The 17,627-nt window shown below is 48.6% G+C and carries 13 protein-coding genes, 1 pseudogene and 1 CRISPR repeat array; of the genes and pseudogenes, 13 read left to right on the top strand and 1 reads right to left on the bottom strand.

The window, feature by feature from the left end; all coding sequences use genetic code 11:
• Nucleotides 1-3: 3 nt before the first annotated feature.
• Entirely contained in the window at nucleotides 4-732 is a 729-nt protein-coding gene (locus ACR1UW_RS10895) for an amino acid ABC transporter ATP-binding protein (protein ID WP_015375048.1), read from the bottom strand.
• 232 nt (nucleotides 733-964) lie between these two features.
• Here ACR1UW_RS10895 and ACR1UW_RS10890 point away from each other — a divergent pair.
• The 13 genes and pseudogenes from ACR1UW_RS10890 to ACR1UW_RS10830 all read left to right on the top strand — a co-directional run.
• Nucleotides 965-1,513: pseudogene (locus ACR1UW_RS10890) on the top strand (RpnC/YadD family protein); the annotation flags it as partial.
• A gap of 376 nt (nucleotides 1,514-1,889) precedes the next feature.
• On the top strand, nucleotides 1,890-2,930 hold the full coding sequence (locus ACR1UW_RS10885; RefSeq protein WP_063210834.1) for a Bug family tripartite tricarboxylate transporter substrate binding protein: 1,041 nt from the start codon (nucleotides 1,890-1,892) through the stop codon (nucleotides 2,928-2,930).
• 55 nt (nucleotides 2,931-2,985) lie between these two features.
• On the top strand, nucleotides 2,986-3,441 hold the full coding sequence (locus ACR1UW_RS10880) for a tripartite tricarboxylate transporter TctB family protein (RefSeq protein WP_498933295.1): 456 nt from the start codon (nucleotides 2,986-2,988) through the stop codon (nucleotides 3,439-3,441).
• A 13-nt stretch (nucleotides 3,442-3,454) separates the two neighbouring features.
• Nucleotides 3,455-4,981, top strand: coding sequence for a tripartite tricarboxylate transporter permease (locus ACR1UW_RS10875; protein WP_095859466.1), 1,527 nt, complete (start codon nucleotides 3,455-3,457; stop codon nucleotides 4,979-4,981).
• Between the two features lie 75 nt (nucleotides 4,982-5,056).
• Nucleotides 5,057-6,667 carry an ATP-binding protein gene (locus tag ACR1UW_RS10870; protein ID WP_063329400.1) on the top strand — a complete coding sequence of 537 codons (1,611 nt, stop codon included), beginning with the start codon at nucleotides 5,057-5,059 and terminating at the stop codon, nucleotides 6,665-6,667.
• Between the two features lie 13 nt (nucleotides 6,668-6,680).
• Nucleotides 6,681-7,373 (top strand): response regulator, encoded by a 693-nt coding sequence (locus ACR1UW_RS10865; RefSeq protein WP_168368605.1) that lies wholly within the window; start codon nucleotides 6,681-6,683, stop codon nucleotides 7,371-7,373.
• A 59-nt stretch (nucleotides 7,374-7,432) separates the two neighbouring features.
• The gene (locus ACR1UW_RS10860; protein WP_168368604.1) at nucleotides 7,433-8,368 is read left to right on the top strand and encodes an AEC family transporter; all 936 of its coding nucleotides are present in this window, start codon (nucleotides 7,433-7,435) and stop codon (nucleotides 8,366-8,368) included.
• Between the two features lie 182 nt (nucleotides 8,369-8,550).
• Nucleotides 8,551-9,648: direct repeats of the CRISPR family, unit length 30 nt; unit sequence GTTTTTATCGTACCTATGAGGGATTGAAAC.
• 174 nt (nucleotides 9,649-9,822) lie between these two features.
• Entirely contained in the window at nucleotides 9,823-10,725 is a 903-nt protein-coding gene (locus ACR1UW_RS10855) for an Rpn family recombination-promoting nuclease/putative transposase (RefSeq protein ID WP_044743599.1), read from the top strand.
• A gap of 292 nt (nucleotides 10,726-11,017) precedes the next feature.
• Entirely contained in the window at nucleotides 11,018-12,265 is a 1,248-nt protein-coding gene (locus ACR1UW_RS10850) for an RNA-guided endonuclease InsQ/TnpB family protein (protein ID WP_464314373.1), read from the top strand.
• Between the two features lie 359 nt (nucleotides 12,266-12,624).
• Nucleotides 12,625-12,858: a zinc ribbon domain-containing protein gene (locus ACR1UW_RS10845; protein WP_498933291.1), complete on the top strand. Its 234-nt coding sequence runs from the start codon at nucleotides 12,625-12,627 to the stop codon at nucleotides 12,856-12,858.
• 667 nt (nucleotides 12,859-13,525) lie between these two features.
• Nucleotides 13,526-14,542 (top strand): LacI family DNA-binding transcriptional regulator, encoded by a 1,017-nt coding sequence (locus ACR1UW_RS10840; protein ID WP_498933289.1) that lies wholly within the window; start codon nucleotides 13,526-13,528, stop codon nucleotides 14,540-14,542.
• Between the two features lie 17 nt (nucleotides 14,543-14,559).
• Nucleotides 14,560-16,116 (top strand): gluconokinase, encoded by a 1,557-nt coding sequence (gene gntK / locus ACR1UW_RS10835; RefSeq protein WP_498933287.1) that lies wholly within the window; start codon nucleotides 14,560-14,562, stop codon nucleotides 16,114-16,116.
• A 103-nt stretch (nucleotides 16,117-16,219) separates the two neighbouring features.
• Nucleotides 16,220-17,563, top strand: coding sequence for a GntP family permease (locus ACR1UW_RS10830; protein WP_498933285.1), 1,344 nt, complete (start codon nucleotides 16,220-16,222; stop codon nucleotides 17,561-17,563).
• Nucleotides 17,564-17,627 lie beyond the last annotated feature (64 nt).

The raw sequence follows: 17,627 nt of genomic DNA, 5'->3' as shown, positions 1-17,627 counted from the left end.
GAATTAATGGTTTAAAATGCGGCTTAAAAAGACGCGCGCCCGTTCTTCTTTCGGGGCCGCGAAAAACTCCTCAGGCGGCGCTTCCTCTAAAATGCGCCCTTGATCCATAAAGACGATGCGATCGGCCACCTCGCGGGCAAACCCCATTTCATGGGTGACGACAACCATCGTCATCCCTTCTTTCGCCAGCTGCTTCATGACATCGAGCACCTCGCCGATCGTTTCTGGGTCCAGCGCCGATGTCGGTTCATCAAACAGCATGATTTTCGGTTTCATCGCCAACCCGCGGGCGATGGCGACGCGCTGCTGCTGGCCGCCGGACAGCGCGGACGGATAGGCGTTCGCTTTGTCTGGGATTCCGACTTTTTCCAAGTAATACATGGCGATCTCGTTCGCTTCTTTTTCGGACATGCCGAGCACTTTGCGTGGCGCCAACGTGATGTTTTGCAAAACAGTCATGTGCGGGTATAGGTTGAAATGTTGGAACACCATGCCGATATTGCGTCGCAGCTCGTTGATGTTGACGCCTTTGTCGTTCACTTTGACGCCGTCCACGATCAATTCGCCGCTTGAAATCGTCTCAAGCCGGTTGATGCAACGCACAAGCGTGCTCTTGCCCGATCCTGATGGCCCGATGATGACGACGACTTCCCCTTGGTTGATCGTCAAGTTAATGTCTTTCAACACATGAAAATCCCCGTAGTATTTGTTGACTTGGTGGAAATAAATCAATAGCCCCCCTCCTTTGTGACAAATTTATGAATGTTTTTCGAATTGATTGTAAATGCGCATCTACGAAAATCTACGGAAATCTACAAAAATTTTGTGAATCGATTGAAAAAGACGATGATGGACGCAAAGAAGGGGAAGTCATTTTTTGAATAGTAAGGCAAATCTCTTTGCAAATCAGCAGTCGAGAATTATAATGGGACATGAAGAATTTGGCATTGATGGCTGCTGAAAGGAGTTTCCCTTTGGCGACGTGCTGCAGTTTCGCTTTTTCCCCGTGGAGCTGCGCAAGAAACATTGGAGAGACTATATCCGGCATGACAATCCGATTGCGGCTGCCCTTCTTAGCAAAATGGGGTATACTGAAAGTGAGAAAATCGAGTTAAAAAAAGAGTTTTTGCGCATGTTGGTGCGATTGGAGCTGGATGAGGCGAGGCAGCGGCTCTTGTTGGGCTTTTTTGAAACATATGTGAAGCTGTCGGAGGAGGAAGAGCAACAACTACAAAGAGAGGTGAGGGCGATGGAAACGAAAGAAAAAGAGAAAATGTTGGAGCTGATCATTTCCTATGAGCAAAAGGGAAGGAAACAGGGGTTGGAAGAAGGGATCAAACAAGGTATGAAACAGGGAATGGAACAAGGAATGAAACAGGGGATGAAACAAGGAATGAAACAAGGAATGAAACAGCTGATCCGCAACATGGCGCGCAAAGGAATGAAGGCGAAAGATATTGCTCGGTTGGTGGATCTTCCAGAGCAAGATGTTTGGGAATTGCTTGAAGAGTAGGGGAATCCAATACAAAAGGCGGCTATCTAACGAGGACGGTTGGCGGTGACAAAAGAGGTAGATGAAATCACTGATTCGTAAGTGATCGATTGTAAAAAAAAACGAATGATCGTCCTGCCACATGAAAGATGAGGAACGAACGTCAGAAAGTATGCACTGTACCAACGTTTTATGTACCGTCGGCCTTGAAGGCTGGCGGTCTTTTTTTTGCTTTGAGACTCCAGCGTTCCGCTAGGTGCTTGATATCAGGTCTGATTATACCTCCATGAACAAAATGCACAAAATTCATTTTATTTTCAAAAACTTCACGCTCATCCCGCGGCATGGTAAGGTTGTGATTGAAAGCGTTATCAAAAACAAGGGGGGCAAGGGAGAAATGAAGAAAACGAAATGGTGGGGATTGCTCGCCGCAGGGATGATGACACTGGCTTTGGCGGCCTGTGGGGGCAATGAATCGGCGGGGTCGAAATCATCCGGTTCAAACTCTGGCTCATCGGCCTCAAACTATCCGACGAAGCCGATTACGATTGTTGCTCCGTCTGGGGCGGGCGGCGGTTGGGATTTAACGGCCCGCGCCATTACGAAAGTGCTCGATGAGACGGGGCTCGTCAAACAAACGATGACGGTCGAAAACAAACCGGGCGGCGGCGGGGCGGTCTTTATGGCTGAGTACGCCACCCAGGATGTCAAAAACGATTACAAACTGTTTGTCAACTCGCCGCCGATTATCATCAACAACCTGAAAAAAGAAGGGAACAGCCCGTTCGGCTACAAAGACACAACCCCGCTCGCCCAGTTGACAAAAGACTTTGGCGCGATTGTCGTGAAAGCAGATTCCAAATTTCAGTCGTTGACCCAATTGCTCGATGCCATTAAACAGGACCCGAAATCGGTCACTGTCGCTGGAGGGTCGGCGCCAGGGTCGATGGACCACTTAGTGGCGATTTTGCCGATCTATAAGTCGGGCATCGATCCGAAATCAGTCAAGTATGTTTCGTACGATGGCGGCGGAGAAGCGATGGCGGCGCTGCTTGGCGGCAATGCGGATGTGATTGCGACGGATGCGTCTTCGGTTGGCGAATATTTGAAAGCCGGCAAAGTGCGGGTGCTGGCGGTTTCCGCTCCAGAACGCCTCGGCGGAGTGCTGAAAGACGTGCCGACGATGAAAGAGCTTGGCGTTGATGCCGAGTTTACGATTTGGCGCGGCGTGTTCGGGCCGAAGGAAATGTCTTCGGAAGCAAAAGCGTTTTGGGAAGAGACATTGAAAAAACTGTCTGAGCATGAAAAATGGAAAGAAGAGCTGCAAAAACAAGGTTGGGAAGCAGAGTACCGCAATTCGGAAGAGTTTACGAAATTTTTGCAAGAGCAAGAGCAGCAAATCGGCGACCTGCTGAAGTCGCTTGGGATGCATAAATGAAGCAAGGGGGGGAGAACATTCTTCCCCTTTTTTGTAAAGAACAGGAGGAAGAACCATGAACAAAACGGCTGACCGGATCGCGGCGGTGGCGTTTTTGGCTGTGGGTGCTTTGTTTATGGTGGAAAGTTTGCGCATATCGAAAAGCGCCTACGGCAGCGCTGTCGGGCCGAATGTGTTTCCGTTTTTGCTTGGACTTGTGTTGGTTTTATTAAGCATAAAACTGCTGTTTGAGACAAGAAATTATTCAGGCGCAACAGGGGAGAAACTGCCGCGGCAATATAAAAAGTTTCTTGTCATTTTCATCGCCGCCATTTTCTATGCGGCGTTGCTTGAAACGGTTGGATATCTGATCACGACATTTCTCTTTCTTGTCATCGGCTTTCAAACGATGGAAAAAGGGGCGCTGTGGAAATCGATCGCCATTGCGGCTGGTTTTTCGTTAGGCGTATATGGCCTTTATGTGAAACTGTTGCAAGGAACATTGCCGAGCTGGCCGATTTGGTTCCAATGAAAGGAGGGGCATCATGGACACACTATCGTTTTTGTTTGACGGATTTCAGACGGCGCTTCAGCCGCATAACTTGCTGTTTGCATTTATCGGGGTGTTGATCGGCACGGCGGTCGGCGTGCTTCCTGGGATCGGACCGATGAGCGGGGTGGCGCTGCTCATTCCGGTGACGGCGTCGATGACATCGGGTTTGAGTCCCGAGCAGGCGGCCGCCAGTTCGATCATTTTGTTGGCCGGCGTCTATTACGGGGCGATGTACGGCGGGTCGACGACGTCAATTTTGTTAAACACGCCCGGGGAATCATCGTCTGTTGTCACGACGCTGGACGGCTACCAAATGGCGCGGCAAGGCCGGGCTGGAGCGGCGCTGGCGATTGCAGCGATCGGTTCGTTTGTGGCGGGGATTGTGTCGCTCATCGGTCTTGTATTATTAGCGGAGCCGCTGTCCAATGTCGCCTTGAAGTTCGGTCCGGCGGAGTATTTTTCACTTATGCTGCTGGGGCTCGCCGCGGTGAGCGGCCTTGCCGGCAAGTCGATGACGAAAGCATGGATCATGACCATCTTTGGCCTGCTTCTTTCCACGATCGGGCTGGACAATGTCTCTGGCGTCGCACGCTTCACGTACAATATTTCCTATTTGTATGGGGGGCTGGAGTTTTTAACCGTAGCGGTCGGGCTGTTTGCGTTGGGGGAAGTATTCAAGTCCATTCTCCACAACGAAATGAACAGCGGGGAAATTGCGAAAATTGGCCGCGTGTTGCCGACGAAAGCGGACTTGAAAGAAAGCGCCGGACCGATCGCCCGCGGGTCGCTGCTCGGGTTTTTCATCGGCGTATTGCCGGGAGCCGGAGCGACGTTGGCCTCATTTTTCTCTTATATTCTTGAAAAGAAAATCAGCAAACATCCGGAAAAATTCGGCCAAGGGACGATCGCCGGCGTCGCGGCGCCCGAGTCGGCGAACAACGGTGCGTCTGGAGGCGCGATGATTCCGCTGTTGACGCTCGGGATTCCGGGGTCCGGGACGACGGCCATTTTGATGGGAGCGCTCATTATGTACAACGTCCAGCCAGGTCCGCTGTTGTTTGATGAACATCCGGCTGTCGCCTGGGGATTGATTGCGAGCATGTTCATTGGAAATGTGATGTTGTTAATTCTCAACATGCCGCTTGTGAAACTATTTGCGAAAATCATCCAAACACCGACGAAGTATTTGTTGCCGCTCATTATCGCCATCTCTGTATTCGGCGTGTATGCGGTGCAAGTGACGACGTTTGATGTGTTTCTGTTGTTGGCATTTGGCTTGCTCGGCTATTGGCTCGCGGAACACGATTACCCGCTCGCGCCTCTTGTATTGGGGCTTGTGCTGGGGCCAATGATTGAAAACAACATGCGCCGGGCGTTGACGGCATCCAACGGGGACTATCTCGTGTTCGTTGAAAAGCCGATTTCGCTCGTCTTGTTGGTCATCGCCTTATTGTGGATTGCCGTGCCGTTTTTCATGAAATTACGAGGAAAAACCGTCATTGTCAATGAAGATATGTAATAATAGAAAGAAAGGCTTTCTTCCTTTAGTGGAGGATGGTCTTTCTTTTCATTTTTCCGTTTGGAGGACAGCACGATGAAACTGCAAACACGGTTGATGATGATCATTTGTTCGCTGCTTTTGTTTGTCATCGTGTTTCTTACGTTTTTATTCCAACATATGTTCGCGGAGACTATCAAACAACAAATCGGCATGCGGGCGCTGAACGTGGCGGAAACCGTCGCGTCCACCCCGCTTGTGCGCGAGTCGTTCCGCGATCCCGATCCGTCCGTGCGCTTGCAGCCGTTTGCCGAATATATTCGCCGAAAGACAGGGGCGGAATACGTCGTCATCGGCAACCGCCAAGGAATCCGCTATGCTCACCCGCTGCCGGACCGGATCGGCAAACCGATGGTCGGGGGCGACAACGGTGAGGTTCTCAAAGGCAAGGCCATTATTTCGGAGGCGGTCGGTTCACTCGGTCCGGCAATCCGCGGAAAAGCGCCGGTTTTGGATGAAAACGGACAGGTGATCGGCATTGTTTCGGTCGGTTTTTTGCTGGAAGATATTCAGCGCACGGTGTGGTCGTATAGTATAAAGATTTTTCTGTTCTCCGTTCTTGCTCTCTTTCTTGGAGCGGTGGGCGCCGTGGCGATCGCCAGGGCGGTGAAAAAATCGATTCATGGCCTTGAACCGGAAGAAATCGGTTTGCTCTACCAAGAAAAGCAGGCGATTTTAGAGGCAATTCGCGAAGGAATGGTGGCCATCAATCAAGAGGGAACGATTACAATGGTCAACCAAACGGCGCTGAAGCTGCTTGGGTATGAGAACGAACGCGATGTGTTGGGAATGCCGATCTTGCAGCTTATTCCCCACTCGAGGCTGCCTGAAGTCATTCGGACGGGGCAGGCAGAATTTGACGATGAAATGGTGTTAGGGGAAGAAACCGTCATTGCCAACCGCATTCCGATCAAAGACAAGCAAGGGCGTGTGATCGGAGCGGTATCGACGTTTCGAAACAAATCGGAATTGTATCGCTTGACCAAAGAGTTATCGCAGCTTCGCAGTTATGCCGATGCCTTACGCGCGCAAACGCACGAATTTTCCAACAAGCTGTATTTGATCTCTGGCCTGATTCAACTGGAATCGTATGAGGAAGCGCTTGAACTGATCGCAAAAGAGACCGACTTGCAACAAAACATCGTCCGGTTTGTCATGAAAGAAATTCCGGATCCGATCATCGGCGGTCTGCTGATCGGCAAGTTCAATCGCGCCAACGAGCTGAAAATTGTGTTTGAGATCGATCGGGAAAGCAGTTTCCGTGATGTGCCGCCATGGATGGACCGGGACCATCTAATAACCATTATTGGAAATGTAGTAGATAACGCCATGGAAGCTGTTCTCCATAACGGAAAGGAAGAGAAACGGGTGGCCGTTTTTTTGACTGACCTTGGCGATGATTTAATTATTGAGGTTGAGGATAACGGATTAGGCATTGACCCAGCTGTAGCGGAACGGATCTACGAGCGCGGCTTTTCAACGAAGGCTGCCGGAGGGCGGGGGTATGGGCTTGATCTAGTGAACCGGGCGTTGACAATGCTCGGGGGGCAAATGACGTATCGATCTGAGCAAGGAGCAGGCACGGTATTTACCATCATGATCCCAAAGCGGCCAGCCCATGTCGGGCGGCAGGACCGCCAAGGCTAGAAGGAGGGAACCGATGTTGCCGATTCGTGTACTGATTATTGAAGACGACCGCCGCATTGCGGAAATCAATCGGCGCTTTGTCGAGAAAGTGAACGGTTATGAAGTGGTCGGCATCGCCACGAACGCTGAAGAGGCAAGGGAATTGACGGAGGTGTTGCGGCCAGACATGTTGTTGCTTGACGTCTATTTTCCCGATATGAACGGCCTTTCGTTTTTGAAATGGGTGCGAGAGCGTTTTTCCGATATCGATATTATTATGATCACCGCAGCACGAGAAGTGGAGGCGCTGAAGCAAGCGCTGCATGGCGGAGTGTTTGATTACATTATCAAGCCGATTATGTTTGACCGATTCGCCGACACATTGCATCGATATAAAGAGTACTATGACAAAATGCAACGGTGGGTGAAAGAGAAAGAGTGGATTGGCCAAGAAGATGTTGATGCATTAATTGGAAGAGAAGTGTCCGTTAAGGACCAGCCCATGTTGCCTAAAGGCATTCAGCCATTGACCCTAGAAAAAGTGTTGGCGGTTGTGAGACAGTGCCCGGAAGGCATCACCGCTGAAGAAGTGGGGCGGCAAATCGGAACCAGCCGGACGACGGCCCGCCGTTACTTGGAGTATCTCGTCTCTGTCGGCCAGGTGACGGCCGATATTGCCTATGGATCCGTTGGGCGGCCGGAACGAGTTTACAAGAAGAAAATGTAGATATAGATTTTCAAAAATGAAACTTCCATTATATGAAGAAAGAAAGAGAGGAGAGCGTCTTGGCTGTTTTTAGCGGCATTTTATTGCAAGTGATGGTTCCGATGTTGTTGATTGTCGGCTTGGGGGCAGGGCTTCACCGCTTCTTTCATCTTGACCTCAATACGTTATCCAAATTGAACATGTACGTCCTGCTGCCGGCAGTCGCATTCATCAACGTGTATGACAGTGAGTTGAATGGAAAGGTGTTGGCGGCCATCTTAGGATTTCTCTTGTTGCAAAACAGCGGACTGATCGTTTTGAGTATGATGATGGCCAAGTTATTCAAATTGGAACGGAGTTTGTCAGCCGTATTTCAAAACACTATTGTGTTGAACAACTCAGGTAATTTCGGCATCCCGGTCAGTCAGCTTGTATTTCATCAACATCCGCTCGGGGCGACGATTCAAATTATGGTGACGATCTTTCAAAATTTCTTGACGAATACATATGGGGTATACCAGTTTGTATCCGGGAATGGAAAAAGAGGGAAATGGACTGCGGAGATATGGAAAAATCCCGTTCTTCACGCGCTGTTGCTTGGCGTGGTCTGCCGATGGCTCCACGTCCCGATCCCATCATTTTTATGGGCGCCGCTTCAGCGGGTCGCCGATGCGTTTTTAGCCATCGCTCTCTTTACGTTGGGAGCGCAAATCGCCTACGCCCGTTTTACTGCCTTGCCGCCGCTTGTGTATGTGAGTGTGTTCGGGCGCTTGATATTGTCGCCGCTGTTGGCTGCGTCTTTGATCTTTCTATTAGGAATGGATGGAGTGACGGCTCAGGCATTGCTCATTGCCAGTTCGTATCCATGTTCACGCAATACGGCGCTGTATGCGCTCGAGTATGACTGCCACCCCGATTACGCCGCCCAGGCAGTGCTGGTGTCGACCTTGTTGAGCGCCATTACCGTGACAGGCACAGTATATGCGGCCCGCCTGCTGTTTCCGATTGGCGGATGAAAACGGGGGCAAGTTGTCGTCGACCTCCAATCGTGCAAAAATCCCGGGGGATCGACGACAATGTTTTTTTGCGTCAAACTCCTACAGCCAACGCGGCTAGACCGTATTGACAGAATTTTTGAAACGTGATATTCTGAAAACAGCTCAGAGAGAAAAAGCTTGATTTGATGCGTATGGTTTGGGTTTTTATCGTACCTATGAGGGATTGAAACTGTGCTTTTTCGCTTATTGGCGTATAGGAGCCGCAGGTTTTTATCGTACCTATGAGGGATTGAAACTCACTGAAATCAATCAAGGACCAAAAGCGGAATATTGTTTTTATCGTACCTATGAGGGATTGAAACTCCTCCGTCCGCTCCCGTTGTTCCTCGAGGTATTCGTTTTTATCGTACCTATGAGGGATTGAAACACCCTAGACTTGCTTTCTTCCAACCCCCTTAGAAAGGTTTTTATCGTACCTATGAGGGATTGAAACCCGGGTTAGTTCCTTCACGCGCTTCTTGGCGTATTCCGTTTTTATCGTACCTATGAGGGATTGAAACACATATAAAACCTCCTCCTTTTTTTATTGAATGTGTTTTTATCGTACCTATGAGGGATTGAAACCCAGTGTCCCCAAGAAGGACTTCGTAATCGTTTTCGTTTTTATCGTACCTATGAGGGATTGAAACTCCTACTCGCCCTGGTCCGCAGGACTCTCACCTGCTTCGTTTTTATCGTACCTATGAGGGATTGAAACGCGAAAATTCGCCCACATTTCTTCACAATCCGTAGGTTTTTATCGTACCTATGAGGGATTGAAACGCCGGTAGACCAACGTATTCAGGAACAATAATATATTCAGTTTTTATCGTACCTATGAGGGATTGAAACATATAAAACGCCACCCCGTCTTAAGACGGAGTGACGTGTTTTTATCGTACCTATGAGGGATTGAAACTAGAAGGCTGAATTTCAACGATTTTTTGAAACGTACAGGTTTTTATCGTACCTATGAGGGATTGAAACAAATTTAGGACTACTTTTTTCAGTTTGCCTATGATCCGTTTTTATCGTACCTATGAGGGATTGAAACTGTGAAGTCGCTGATCCAGCGAGACATGGAAGGAGGCCAGTTTTTATCGTACCTATGAGGGATTGAAACTGCTTTCATTGTGAAACCTCCCATCGATCAGCTGGAAGTTTTTATCGTACCTATGAGGGATTGAAACAAAATCGTGTACCGATGGAACCCGTCAACGATGATGAACGTTTTTATCGTACCCATGAGGAACTGAAACTGTCTCCTGCCACAGCTGAACCACCGCTGAGTTCAGCTTGTTTTACCGCTCGACATAGGAAAAGGACAAATGCGAAATGGCACATGCCAAAAAAACGCGGGGGGAAACAAGAAGGAATTCGGCCGCGAAGGGCGAATACAGTACGGTGAATCCGACATTGCAGGGAGGGAAAACGTGGCGAAGAAGCGAATTGACCATGACCGGTTGTTCAAAGAGCTGCTGTCGACATTTTTTGAGGAGTTTTTGCTTCTTTTCTTTCCCGACGTGTACGAGTACATTGACGTTCACCATCTCTCTTTCCTCTCCGAGGAACTGTTCACCGATGTGACGGCCGGAGAGAAGCACCGCGTCGACTTGTTGGTCGAAACAAAGGTGAAAGGGGAAGACGGGCTCGTCATTGTCCATGTCGAGCATCAAAGCTACACCCAGCGGACCTTCCCCGAGCGAATGTTCCTCTACTTCAGCCGCTTGTTTCAAAAATACCGCCGCCGCATTCTCCCGATCGCCATCTTCAGCTATGACGAACAATACGACGAACCTTCCTCATTGGTCATGCAGTTTCCGTTTTTGACCGTTCTTGACTTCCGCTTTTTGACGGTGGAGCTATGCAAACTGCCGTGGCGCGCGTACATCCGCCATGCCAACCCTGTCGCCGCTGCCTTGCTAAGCAAAATGGGGTATAATGAAGATGAGAAAGTCGACGTGAAAAAGGAATTTTTGCGCATGCTCGTCCGCCTTGAGCTGGATGAAGCGAAACAGCGGCTGTTGTTCGGTTTTTTCGAGACGTATTTGCGGTTATCCGAAGAGGAGGAAATCCAACTGCGACACGAGGTGAGCCAAATGGAGACGAAGGAAGCAAAGCGTGTGATGGAACTCATCGTCTCATACGAACAGCGGGGGATGGAAAAGGGAATCCAACAAGGAATCGAACAGGGGATGAAGCAAGGACGCCAACAAGGGATCGAGGAAGGGAAGCTCGACGTGGTGAAGAGAATGCTGGCGAAAGGGTACGATGTCGACACGATCCACGAACTGACTGGGCTGCCGGTCGAGATGATTGAAAAGGTGAGGCAGTAAGTCGGATGCCCCCTGGCTAGAGCGAACGTCGCCGCCCGCAATGGCGTCAAATCCCTCATAAAGGGCGGCGGCCGTCTTGTTAGAGCCTTCGGACGTTTCGTTCCCAGGGGAGGTTTTTGGAAACGCCGTGTTTTGGGAACTTTTTCGATTTATCTTAATTAGGCGAGAAGACTCCCACTTCAACGAAGCGAAGCGGAGTAAGTGGGAGATGAATCGCCTTAACTATATTTTGCTGAAAATAGGATAGATTCAGTAAAATATAGTATAATATAGTTAGATGGGAGGTGAAAAAATGTATTTTTGTATCAAACAACAGCTAAATGGTTTGACCAAAGAAGAATACTTGACTCTTCGAGAACTGTGCCATATTGCCAAGAACATGTACAACGTCGGATTGTACAATGTCAGACAATACTATTTTGAACACAAGGAATTTCTTAATTATGAGAAAAATTATCATCTTGCAAAAACTAACGAAAACTATAAGCTGTTAAACAGCAACATGGCACAGCAAATTTTAAAAAAGGTCAATGAAGCCTTTAAATCTTTCTTTGGTTTGATCAGTCTTGCCAAACAAGGAAAATATGACCACAAGGCTATCAGTATTCCAAAATATCTTAAAAAAGATGGCTTTCATTCACTGATCATTGGCCAGATTCGTATAGACGGCAACAAATTCACGATACCGTATTCTCGCCTATTTAAAAAGACTCACAAGCCTATCACGATAACGATTCCGCCTGTGTTACTGGATAAAAAGATTAAGCAGATTGAAATCATTCCTAAGCATCATGCCAGGTTCTTTGAGATTCAGTACAAATATGAAATGCCTGAAGATCAAAGAGAATTAAATGACCAAAAAGCACTGGCAATTGATTTAGGATTAAACAATGTTGCCACTTGTGTCACATCAGACGGCAGATCATTCATCATTGATGGGCGGAGATTAAAAAGTATCAATCAATGGTTTAACAAAGAAAATGCCAGACTTCAAAGCATAAAAGATAAGCAAAAAATCAAAGGCACCACTCGTAAACAGGCTTTGCTTGCTATGAATCGCAATAATAAAGTGAATGATTATATCAACAAGACTTGCCGTTACATCATTAACTACTGTATTGAAAATCAAATTGGCAAACTTGTCATTGGCTATGCGGAAACATGGCAACGCAATATTAATCTAGGAAAAAAGACAAATCAAAACTTTGTCAATATTCCTCTCGGTAACATAAAAGAAAAACTAGAATATCTTTGTAAATTTTACGGCATTGAATTCTTGAAACAGGAAGAATCATATACGTCTCAAGCCAGCTTTTTTGACGGCGATGAGATTCCTGAATATAATGCCGACAATCCAAAAGAATATAAGTTCAGCGGCAAACGTATTAAGCGCGGCTTGTATCGAACAAAGTCTGGCAAACTAATTAATGCTGATGTCAATGGCGCATTAAACATCTTAAAGAAAAGTAAAGCTGTAGACCTGAGTGTCTTATGCTCTAGCGGCGAAGTGGACACGCCTCAAAGAATAAGGATTGCTTGAAGCAGTCAAACTTCTTTGGAAGCCCCCACTTCAAATTTTCGCTAGAAAATTAAGTGGGGGTAGTTCACGAACGGCGTTTTTCTTTTATGATCAGTCTTCTAATTTTTTACCGTTTTCTCACGAATTTAACATAAATTAGCCAGAAGTCCTCCACCTCTATAGGTGGGGGATGAATGGCGTTCGGTTTTTCTGTTTTTCTCTTTCTTTTTTGGATGACAATAGAATACAATAAACATAGGAGGTGAAACCATGTATCGAACGCTGAAAACCCGTTTTCGGGCAAAGAAAGAAGTTATCCAAAAACTCAGAAATTATCCAATTGGTCGTTTGGAAAACTATTTGATTATCTCAAATACAAATTGAATGCCGAAGGCATTGAAATAGAGAAAAAAGATGAAAGTTACACATCGCAAACATGCCCTGTTTGCGGGAAGAAGAATACATCTTCTTCTAGAAATTATACATGTCAATGCGGATACAAACAACACCGTGATATCCATGGGGCAATGAATTTATTTGCCAAAGTATATTATGGTGAAATCCGCCCATTGGAATTTACGGTCAAACCGTTTACGTATCGACGGATTGCTTAGGTATGAAGTCGTAGATGGCGAGTTCCCGCCCTTGAGTATCATGGATACTCATGTTGCCTGTGGCTCCCAACGGGACGGGTGCCAGGTGTTGCCTGCAGATAGGCTGCCAACCAGCCTATCATGCATCCACCTCCGAAGGGGAAACAGGAAACTCCTACTTCTGTAAGTAGGAGAGGTTCATAAACCATAAAAACAGCTAAAATAACGACACCTATAAAAAGGTAGCCTAAAATAGACGTCATGGTAGTCAGCATGTCCCATTCTCCTTTTTGTTAATTGGTATCGGTATACAATTGTGCTTGTGAAGCTCTAATAAACTCATTATGTTCTTCTGCGGCTTTCACAGATGTTTCAGAAACGCCAAACGATAATGTAGAAAATACTAAAACAAACGACAGGTAAAAATAGGTATTTGTTCATAAAAATGAATCAATGCATTGCTTAGTGCAAAATGAAAGTACAATCTATGAAGCCGTTTGGCGCGATCCATTCGGGCGGAATGACATCACTCGATCGGCAAGCTGTCACGGCCGTATACCATTCATTGATTTTTAGATTTCAAACAAAAACTATTGTAAACCGCTTTCACTTGGTTTATAATAAAGCTAAACCGGTTTATGAAAACGCTTTTGAACTAAATCGATTTAGTACGAGAGAGGGATCCCTTTTGAAAAAAGTAACGATGGCCGATGTCGCGAAATTGGCCAACGTTTCGAAAAGCACCGTGTCGCAATACTTAAATAAGCGCTATGAATATATGAGCGAGGAGACGAGACAACGCATCGCCGAGGCGATTGAAGAGCTTGGGTATCAGCCGAACATCATCGCCCGCAGTTTGAAGCAAAAGACGACAGCGACCATTGGCGTGATTGTTTTTAATATGCTTCATATGATGACAACGCAAGTGCTGCACGCCATTGAAGAGGAATGCCAAAAGCGCGGGTTTCAAGTCATTGTCTGCAATTCCGGCGATGATCCGGACAAGGAAAAAACATATGTTGATACGCTGCTGGCGAAGCAAGTGGACGGGTTGATCGTGTTTCCAACAGGGAAGAACGAGGACGTCTACCGCCGTCTTGTCGAGGAACGGTTTCCGCTTGTGTTTGTCGACCGGATGGTGCCGGGAGTGGAGGCAGACAGCGTGCTTCTTGATAATGCAGGTGCAGCGGAAATGGCGGTTCAGTATTTCGCTTCCTATGGCCGCGATCGGATTGCGATTGTCACCCCGCCGCTTGTCTCTTACAACGTGCCGCGGATGGAGCGGTTGGAAGGGTTTCGGGCGGCCATGGAGAAAAGGGGATTTGAAGTCGGCGATCAAAACGTCATCGCCGCTGAACCTGCCGCGCTGCCTGGGGAGCTGAAGAAGCGGTTCGTGGAACCGAAGCGGCCCAATGCCTTGTTTGCGATCAACGACTTGACGTTGATGGGGGTTTTGCGGTTTGTGAAAGACGCAGGGGTTCGTGTGCCGGATGAGGTGGCGATCATCAACATCGATGATGTGCCGTTTGCCGATATTTACACGCCGGCGCTGACAACCATCGCCCAGCCGACGTTTGCGATGGGGAAGAAAGCAGCCGAGCGCGTGTTTGAACAAATGAAAGCGAAAAAAGCCGACGGTCCGCGCGTATTTCGTTTCTCCCCGGTATTGATGGAACGGACATCGATCAAACGGGAGAAGAAGTGAAGAAGGGAGGAGAAACGATGGCGATTCATGGGGACGTCGTCATTGGGATTGATATCGGGACGACAAGCACGAAAGCGGTCGTGTTTGACGGGCGGGGGAAGGTGCTGGCTTCTCACGCTGTCGACTATCCGATCATCCAGCCGCATCCGGGATTTGCCGAGCAGGATCCCGATGAACTGTTCGCGGCGGTCGTTCAAGCGGTTGGGGCGGTGACGGTCCGCCACGGCATCCGCCCAGAACAAGTGAAAGCGATGGGTTTGAGTGCGGCGATGCACTCGATTATGGCGCTTGACGAGTCGGGCCGGCCGCTCACCCGCCTTCTCATCTGGGCGGACAACCGAAGCGTGGCTCAAACGGAGCGGCTGTTGAAAGAACAGAACGGACTTGATATTTATCGGCGGACGGGGACGCCGATCCATCCGATGTCGCCGCTATCGAAATTGCTTTGGCTCAAGGAAGAGCAGCCGGACGTATTTCAGCAAGCACGGCGGTTTGTGTCGGTGAAAGATTACGTGTTGCACCGTCTGTATGGCGACTATGTCGCTGACCATTCCATGGCATCGGCGACGGGTTTATTCCGATTGGACACGCTCGATTGGGACGAGGAGGCGCTCGCCCTTGTCGGCATCCGCCGCGACCAGCTGCCGCGGCTCGTTCCCGCCACGCATATCATGACTGGCATGAAAAGAGAATGGGCGGAAAAAATGGGAGTCGCTCCGGATGTGCCTGTTGTCATTGGGGCGAGCGACGGCGTGCTCGCCAACGTCGGCGTCGGGGCGGTGCTCCCAGGTGAAGCGGCCATTACGATCGGGACGAGCGGAGCGGTGCGGACAATCACTGCTGCACCGACAACCGATGAAAAAGGGCGGACGTTTTGTTATGCGTTGACGCCTGGCTATTGGGTCGTCGGCGGGCCGACGAACAACGGCGGCATCTTGCTTCGCTGGCTGCGCGACGAGTTCGGCGCCCACGAGCGGGAAGTGGCGAAAAAGCTCGGCATCGATCCGTATGAGTTGTTGACGAAATACGCGGAACGCGTCCCGCCTGGATCCGAGGGGCTGGTGTTTTTGCCGTTTTTGTCGGGCGAGCGGGCGCCGTACTGGAACGCGAACGCGCGTGGGACGTTTTTTGGCCTTGGCCTTCATCATAAGCGCGAGCATTTCATCCGCGCTGTCATGGAAGGCGTCTGCTTCAGCATCGTATCGGTAGCGCTCGCCATCCGCGATGTGACCGGGCCAATGACCGAAATCCGCGTCTCGGGCGGATTCGCCAAGTCGCCGTTTTGGCGGCAAATGCTTTCTGATATGCTCGGCAAACCGCTCATCGTGCCGCAAACGCATGAAGCGTCGGCGCTAGGGGCGGCTGCCGTGGCGCTTTACGCGTTAGGCGAGCTGCCGTCGCTGGAAACGGTGAAAACGTGGATCGACACGACAGCCCGTCATGAACCAAAGGAAGAACATACGCTCATTTACGCTGAACTGTTTGATTTGTATGCCCGCTTGTATGAGCGGTTGAAAGAGGAGTTTAACATCATCGCTGCGTTTCAGCGGCGGAGTGGAGAATATCATTTTTGAACTAAATCGGTTTATTAGCGGAAGAGAATGAGTTTGCAAGCAACGCTTTCCCTTTCGTTTCTCTATACAGTTGAGGCGACTTTGATGAACAGGAGGAAGAAAAATGTCTGACTCAGCATTGATCCTTATCGTCATTGCCGGGATTAGTTTACTATTGTTTTTAATTATTCGTTCAAAGCTTCACGCATTTGTTGCTTTGTTGCTCGTTAGTTTGCTTGTCGGCGCAGCTGCTGGCATGCCGCTAGACAAAGTTATCGAGTCGATTCAAAACGGGATGGGCGGCACACTCGGCTTTGTGGCAGTGGTTGTTGGATTAGGCGCTATGTTTGGGCAAATGCTAGAAGTATCTGGAGGAGCCGAGCGGCTCGCTCAGACGCTCATCAATAAGTTTGGGGAGGATAAAGCGCAATGGGCGCTCGGTCTAACAGGGTTTATTGTGGCGATTCCAGTCTTTTTTGATGTTGGTTTCATTATTCTCGTTCCCATTGTCTATGGCTTGGCGCGGAAAACAGGACGTTCGCTTTTGTATTATGGCATCCCGCTTTTAGCCGGACTAGCTGTCACACATAGTTTCGTACCGCCAACGCCAGGTCCGATTGCTGTTGCAGATTTGATTGGCGCTGATCTTGGATGGGTCATTTTATTTGGTTTTATCGCTGGTCTCCCAGCGATGATTGTAGCTGGCCCGCTGTTTGGAAAGTATATTGCTAAAAAAATTCACGCTACCATTCCAGAGTATATGGATATGAAAGAAAAGCAATGGGAGAAGGATCTCCCGGGGTTTGGGACGATTGCTGGCATCATCTTTATTCCACTCGTGTTGATTTTGTTGAATACGGTTTCAGGAGTTGTTTTGCCAGAAGGAAATGGGGTAAGGGTGTTTTTAACCTTTTTAGGTCATCCGTTTGTTGCACTGACGATTTCGACATTGTTGGCGTTTTACTTGCTTGGACAAAAAAGGGGATTCACCAAGCAAGAAGTGCAAGATATTGCGACGAAATCATTGGAACCAGCCGGCATTATTATTCTTGTCACTGGAGCTGGGGGAGTGTTCAAACAAATTTTGATTGACTCTGGCGTCGGAAAAGTACTAGCTGACATGATGGCATCCTCTTCCTTGCCGCCGATTGTTTTGGCGTTTCTCATCGCTGCGATCGTCCGTGTTTCTCAAGGTTCGGCAACTGTAGCCATGGTAACAGCTGCTGGCCTGATAGCGCCGTTAATTGAAACACTTGGATTAAGCGGTCCGATTTTAGGAATGATTGTTATTGCTATCGCTGCTGGGGCAACGATCCTTTCACACGTCAACGACTCTGGTTTTTGGCTCGTCAACCGTTATTTCGGCCTCGATGTGAAAGATACGCTGAAATCGTGGACGGTCATGGAGACGTTGATCGCTCTCGTTGGGTTTGCCGTTGTATTGGTTTTGAGTTTGTTTGTGGCATAAAAAATGGAGTAAAGAAGATGATCTGGATAGAGGGTGTCTCAAAAGCAACGAGACACCCTTTCTT

The organism is Geobacillus lituanicus, from assembly GCF_050994965.1.
Lineage (GTDB): Bacteria > Bacillota > Bacilli > Bacillales > Anoxybacillaceae > Geobacillus > Geobacillus stearothermophilus.
The sequence above is the reverse complement of the archived record's forward strand: the minus strand, read 5'-3'. Positions and strand labels throughout refer to the sequence as shown.

Bases quoted from the DNA above. Each gene is read 5' to 3' on its own strand.
- gntK (WP_498933287.1), top strand. From the start codon at position 14,560: ATGGCGATTCATGGGGACGTCGTCATTGGGATTGATATCGGGACGACA.
- ACR1UW_RS10880 (WP_498933295.1), top strand. From the start codon at position 2,986: ATGAACAAAACGGCTGACCGGATCGCGGCGGTGGCGTTTTTGGCTGTG.
- ACR1UW_RS10865 (WP_168368605.1), top strand. From the start codon at position 6,681: ATGTTGCCGATTCGTGTACTGATTATTGAAGACGACCGCCGCATTGCG.
- ACR1UW_RS10850 (WP_464314373.1), top strand. From the start codon at position 11,018: ATGTATTTTTGTATCAAACAACAGCTAAATGGTTTGACCAAAGAAGAA.
- ACR1UW_RS10875 (WP_095859466.1), top strand. From the start codon at position 3,455: ATGGACACACTATCGTTTTTGTTTGACGGATTTCAGACGGCGCTTCAG.
- ACR1UW_RS10830 (WP_498933285.1), top strand. From the start codon at position 16,220: ATGTCTGACTCAGCATTGATCCTTATCGTCATTGCCGGGATTAGTTTA.
- ACR1UW_RS10870 (WP_063329400.1), top strand. From the start codon at position 5,057: ATGAAACTGCAAACACGGTTGATGATGATCATTTGTTCGCTGCTTTTG.
- ACR1UW_RS10885 (WP_063210834.1), top strand. From the start codon at position 1,890: ATGAAGAAAACGAAATGGTGGGGATTGCTCGCCGCAGGGATGATGACA.